Source organism: Nioella nitratireducens (assembly GCF_001879715.1).
GTDB lineage: Bacteria > Pseudomonadota > Alphaproteobacteria > Rhodobacterales > Rhodobacteraceae > Nioella > Nioella nitratireducens.
This window is the reverse complement of record NZ_MNBW01000049.1, coordinates 1-4824: the sequence shown is the minus strand read 5'-3', so window position 1 is coordinate 4824 and position 4824 is coordinate 1. Positions and strand designations below refer to the sequence as shown.

Here is a 4824-nt window from a genome sequence, read left to right as displayed (position 1 = left end):
CGGGCACAAACAAACCGATATCAACCTGCTGCTGCCCTGGAATTACGGCAATCACGTGTGAACGGCGCACCGCTTACGGTACAAGTACGACACTTACACGAAATTCGTGCTCAAGGGCGGCCAGAGCACGACTGCCTAGGAGACCGAGGTCAAACGGCGCTTCATCGAAGAGCCGGCGAACATGAAGCTGCTGATCGTGGTGTCCAAGCTGCTCACCGGCTTCGACGCGCCGAGCTGCAGCTACATCTATCTCGACGACAAGCTGCGGGACCACACGCTGTTCCAAGCGATCTGTCGGACCAACCGGATCGACGGCGATGACAAGGATTACGGTCACATCGTCGACTTCAAGGAGCTGTTCGGCGACGTCCAGCACGCGATCGCAGTCTACAGCTCGGATGAACTCGATCTGGATGCGGGCAGCGGCGGCGACAACAACGTCCAAATCAAGAACTGGATCGAAGAGGGGAAGGCCCGCCTCGACGCAGCACGTGAAGCGCTTCACTATCTCTGCGCACCCGTGCCCCCGCCGAGAGAGGTTGAGCAGTTCCTGCGGTATTTCTGCGGCGATGCCGCAGATCCAAACGCCCTGAATGAGACCGAGGCGCTGAGGATCTCGTTTTACAAGTCCGTGGCGTCGTTCGTCCGGGCCTATGCCGCCATCGCGCAGAATCTAGACGACGCAGGGTATTCGCCGTCCGAGCAGAGCGACATCCAGCACGATGTCGATTTCTACAGTGATCTCAGGGCCGCCATCAAAAAGCATTCGGGCGAAGAGCTCGACATCAAGCCTTATGAAGCCGACATGCGACATCTTCTGAACACCTACATTCAGGCCGATCCTGCCCAAGCGCTTGGCGCGTTGTCGAACGTGTCGCTTACCCAGGCCATCATCGAAACCGGAATCCATGATGTGATCGCCAAGCAGCTGAACGAAAAGGGGAAGCTGTCGAAAAACGCGGTGGCCGAAGGCATCATCAATAACATCCGAAAGACCATCATCCGCGATCAGCTCACCGACCCTCGCTTCTATGACGAGATGTCCAAGCTCCTCGAGGATCTGATCCAGCAAAGCCGCGACAGTGCGAAGGCCTATGAGGATTTCCTGAAGAAGGCCGAGGACCTGGTCCGCAAGATGGCGACACGGGAGGCGGGTCCGGATCTGCCTGGAAGCCTATCGGGCAATAGCGAAGCCGTGGTGATCTACAACAACATTCCAGACCTTCATGCTACAGGGTTTGTTGTCCCCGCAGATGAAGACAAAAGAGCGGATCTGGCGCTGGAAATCGACCGCACCGTTCGAGAACACGCCCCCGCCGGTTGGAAGGGCGATCCGGTGCGCGAACGGGAGGTCAAGAACGTCCTCTTCCCGCTCTTTAACCGAGATCGAGACGCCACGCTTGCGATGTTCGAAATTATCAAGAACCAATCGGGGTATTGATGGGTGAAGTGATTGAAATCGGCGATCTGTTCATCGACGTGACCCGGAAGGACGTCAAAAACGTCCATCTCTCGGTTCATCCCCCCGATGGGCGCGTTACACTCGTTGCACCGACATCCACCAGGATCGACGTCGCCCGCGCCTATGCGATCACCAAGATCGGCTGGATTCGTCAGCAGCAAGGAAAGCTCGCACAGCAGGCTCGAGAGGCACCACTGCAATTTGTCGGGCGCGAAACTCACTATCTATGGGGCCGCCGACATCTTCTTCGGGTGACGGAATGTGAGGGCAAGCCTGCAGTGCGCCTCGATCATCGAACGATTCATCTTCAAGTGCGCCCTGGAAGCACTCTGGAGACCCGTGCGAAGGTGATACACAATTGGCACCTCAAGCTTCTTCACGCCGCGGTCCCCCCCTTGATCAAGAAGTGGGAAAGCCGGATTGGTGTCGAAGTACAAGGCTATTTCCTGCAGCGCATGAAGACCAAATGGGGAAGCTGCAACGCGGAACAGCGGACCATTCGTCTGAATACGGAGTTGGTCAAGAAACCCCGGGATTTGCTCGAGTACGTCGTGGTTCACGAGATGATCCATATACTCGCACCGACACATAGCCCAAGGTTCTTCGATCTCCTGTCAACGCACTATCCGAGCTGGTCCGAAGCGCGCACTGAATTGAACGAGTTGCCTATCCCGGCACTCTGAGCGGTCCGTTACGACACCTGCCAAACCTCTCCATCGTCCAAACGCTTGACGTAATCGACTGCGGTGCCATCCCAGTGATACGCGAAATGAGCCCCTTGGGTCGGGATCGGGATCACGTCGGGCCAGAAGACGGCGATGCACTGGCCCTCGGGAAAGCGCACGCTGGGCCAGGTGATACCGTTCGATCCGGCCGCGCGCCGCTCGGCCCCGAAGACCTGGGACGCGTGGTAGTCGTCGGGATCCAGCAGATCGGCGCGGCCCGCGGCGTCGTCGAGATCGGTGTCGATCGACCCGATCAGCTCGCGGAACTGCGAGGTCCAGCCCGGGGCCTCCTCGGTCGCGCGCATGAAGCGGGCGTGGTGATGGACGGTCTCGGCGATCGCCACCTCGGTGCGGTCGCCCGCGTAGTAGAGGCCGAAGCTGCCATCCGAGAACCGCCCCGGCCTGAGCGGCGAGCAATGGACGAAAGGCGCCATGACCCAGCTTGCGCCGGGCCCGGTCACGCGGCGGGCGACGGGCACCTTAGAGAGATCGCCGATGCTCTCGCGGATGCGCGGGTTGAACTTGGCCTCGGCCGAGGCCAGCGCTTCCCAGTCGGCAGGATCGGCGATGTCCTCGAAGAGGTCGATCGGCGGGTGGATCGAGCGGATGATGCGGACCGTCCGCGGCCAGGTCACGCGCCGGACAGGCACATTCACCAGGCACCCCGTTCGGCGTCGAGATAGGCGCGCAGATCGATCAGGTCGGTGATCTCGCCCCGGAGCATGACGTCCAGCGCGCTCCGGCCCGCGAAGGCGGCATTCGGCTTGCGGATCCACGCGTAGCCCCGGGCAGGGTCGACGAAGAGATAGCGCAGCGCCTTGTGGATCCCCATCAGGATCGCCATCCGCGCGCGCAGGTCGCGGTCGATCCGGCCGATATCGCCGGTCTTCCAGCGCGCCCAGGTGCGCTGTGCCATGTCGCCCAGCAACGTGCGGGCTTCGGTATCCGTCAGCTCCCAGGCCCGGAACAGGTTGACCGTTGTGCGCGCCAGCGCCGCGGCCTCCTCGTCGGTGATGACGGGAAGATCGGTTCGGGCGGTGACGGGCTGGACGGTGGCGAACTGCATGGCTATCTCCTTTGGCATCAATATAGGTATTTCATGCCAAAAGGCAAGACGGATCGCGCGGTGCCGGTTTGAGCGCCTCCAGCCTTTTCTCCTGTCTTTGCACGCCAGAGCCCTACGCCCCTTGAAGAGCTGTTGAGCCAAGCCGGTTTCCGGTTTTCTTGATGGACCCGATCCAGGGCCGCCCGTCGGTGGCCACTCACGGAACGGGGACAGCATGGCAGAGGCAGCTCGGAAACCGGATGCGATGGCGCGCGGCGCGCGGATGCTGCGCACGGCGCTTGGGCCCGCCATCGCCGGGTTTCTGGAAGACCCGACGATTGTCGAGGTCATGCTCAATCCCGACGGGCGGCTCTGGATCGACCTGCTGTCCGAGGGGCTCTCCGATACCGGCGCGACGCTCTCGCCCGCCGATGGCGAGCGGATCGTGCGCCTCGTCGCCCATCACGTCGGGGCCGAGGTGCATGCCGCGCGCCCGCGCGTCTCGGCCGAACTCCCCGAGACCGGGGAACGGTTCGAGGGGCTCCTGCCGCCCGTGGTCACCGCGCCCTGTTTCGCGATCCGCAAGCCCGCCGTCGCGGTCTTCACCCTGGCCGATTACGTCGCGGCAGGGATCATGACCGAGACCCAGGCGGCGCTGTTGCGCGAGGGCGTTGCCGAACGCGCCAATATCCTCGTGGCCGGCGGCACCTCGACCGGCAAGACCACGTTGACCAATGCGCTCCTGGCGGAAGTGGCCGGATCGTCGGACCGCGTGGTGATCATCGAGGACACGCGGGAGCTGCAATGCAGCGCCCCCAACCTCGTCGCGCTGCGCACCAAGGACGGGGTCGCTTCACTCTCCGATCTCGTCCGCTCCTCGCTCCGCCTGCGCCCGGACCGCATTCCTATCGGCGAGGTGCGCGGGTCCGAGGCGCTGGACCTGTTGAAAGCCTGGGGCACTGGGCATCCGGGCGGGATCGGCACCATCCATGCGGGCTCGGCCCTCGGCGCCCTGCGCCGGATGGAGCAGCTCATCCAGGAGGCGGTGGTCACCGTGCCGCGCGCCCTCATCGCCGAGACCATCAATCTCATCGCCGTCCTCTCCGGGCGCGGGGCCAACCGGCATCTCGCCGAGCTCGCCCGCGTCGACGGGCTTGGACCGGACGGCGACTACCGCATCACCCCGGCGGCGCTGCCGACCGGGATGGAAACCGACACAGGAGACCCTTCATGACCCGATCCCTTCACCGGCTGCGCGCGCAGGCCGCCCATGCCGTCACCTACGCCACCGTCACCCTGATGCTGGCCGGCCCGGCCCGGGCGGCAGGCTCTTCCATGCCCTGGGAGGCGCCACTGCAATCGATCCTCGAGTCGATCGAGGGGCCGGTCGCCAAGATCATCGCGGTGATCATCATCATCGTCACCGGCCTGACGCTGGCTTTCGGCGATACCTCCGGGGGCTTCCGCCGCCTGATCCAGATCGTCTTCGGAATCTCCATCGCCTTCGCGGCGAGTTCCTTCTTCCTGAGCTTCTTCAGCTTCGGCGGCGGGGCGCTGATCTGATGGTGACGACCGGTTCACCGCAGGGGAAC

At 63.3% G+C, this 4824-nt stretch carries 5 protein-coding genes and 1 pseudogene; 4 read left to right on the top strand and 2 right to left on the bottom strand.

Features of this window, described 5'->3' with window-relative positions; translation table 11 throughout:
* Nucleotides 1-154: 154 nt before the first annotated feature.
* A pseudogene (locus BKY27_RS19355) lies at nt 155-1441 on the top strand (type I restriction enzyme subunit R domain-containing protein); the annotation flags it as partial.
* Nucleotides 1441-2145 carry a M48 family metallopeptidase gene (locus BKY27_RS19350; RefSeq protein ID WP_071676094.1) on the top strand — a complete coding sequence of 235 codons (705 nt, stop codon included), beginning with the start codon at nt 1441-1443 and terminating at the stop codon, nt 2143-2145. The pseudogene BKY27_RS19355 and the gene BKY27_RS19350, both read left to right, overlap by 1 nt.
* 8 nt (nt 2146-2153) lie before the next feature.
* Here the strand turns inward: BKY27_RS19350 and BKY27_RS19345 are convergent, their stop codons facing one another.
* A complete protein-coding gene (locus tag BKY27_RS19345) occupies nt 2154-2822 on the bottom strand; it encodes an RES family NAD+ phosphorylase (RefSeq protein ID WP_407668430.1) in 669 nt (222 codons plus the stop codon).
* Nucleotides 2823-2839: 17 nt separating this feature from the next.
* Entirely contained in the window at nt 2840-3253 is a 414-nt protein-coding gene (locus BKY27_RS19340) for an MbcA/ParS/Xre antitoxin family protein (protein WP_071676093.1), read from the bottom strand.
* A 262-nt stretch (nt 3254-3515) separates the two neighbouring features.
* Here BKY27_RS19340 and trbB point away from each other — a divergent pair, with 262 nt between their 5' ends.
* The gene (gene trbB / locus BKY27_RS19335) at nt 3516-4466 is read left to right on the top strand and encodes a P-type conjugative transfer ATPase TrbB (protein ID WP_456093735.1); all 951 of its coding nucleotides are present in this window, start codon (nt 3516-3518) and stop codon (nt 4464-4466) included.
* Nucleotides 4463-4795 carry a TrbC/VirB2 family protein gene (locus BKY27_RS19330; protein WP_050930850.1) on the top strand — a complete coding sequence of 111 codons (333 nt, stop codon included), beginning with the start codon at nt 4463-4465 and terminating at the stop codon, nt 4793-4795. Before trbB ends, BKY27_RS19330 begins: the two co-directional genes overlap by 4 nt.
* Nucleotides 4796-4824: the final 29 nt, after the last annotated feature.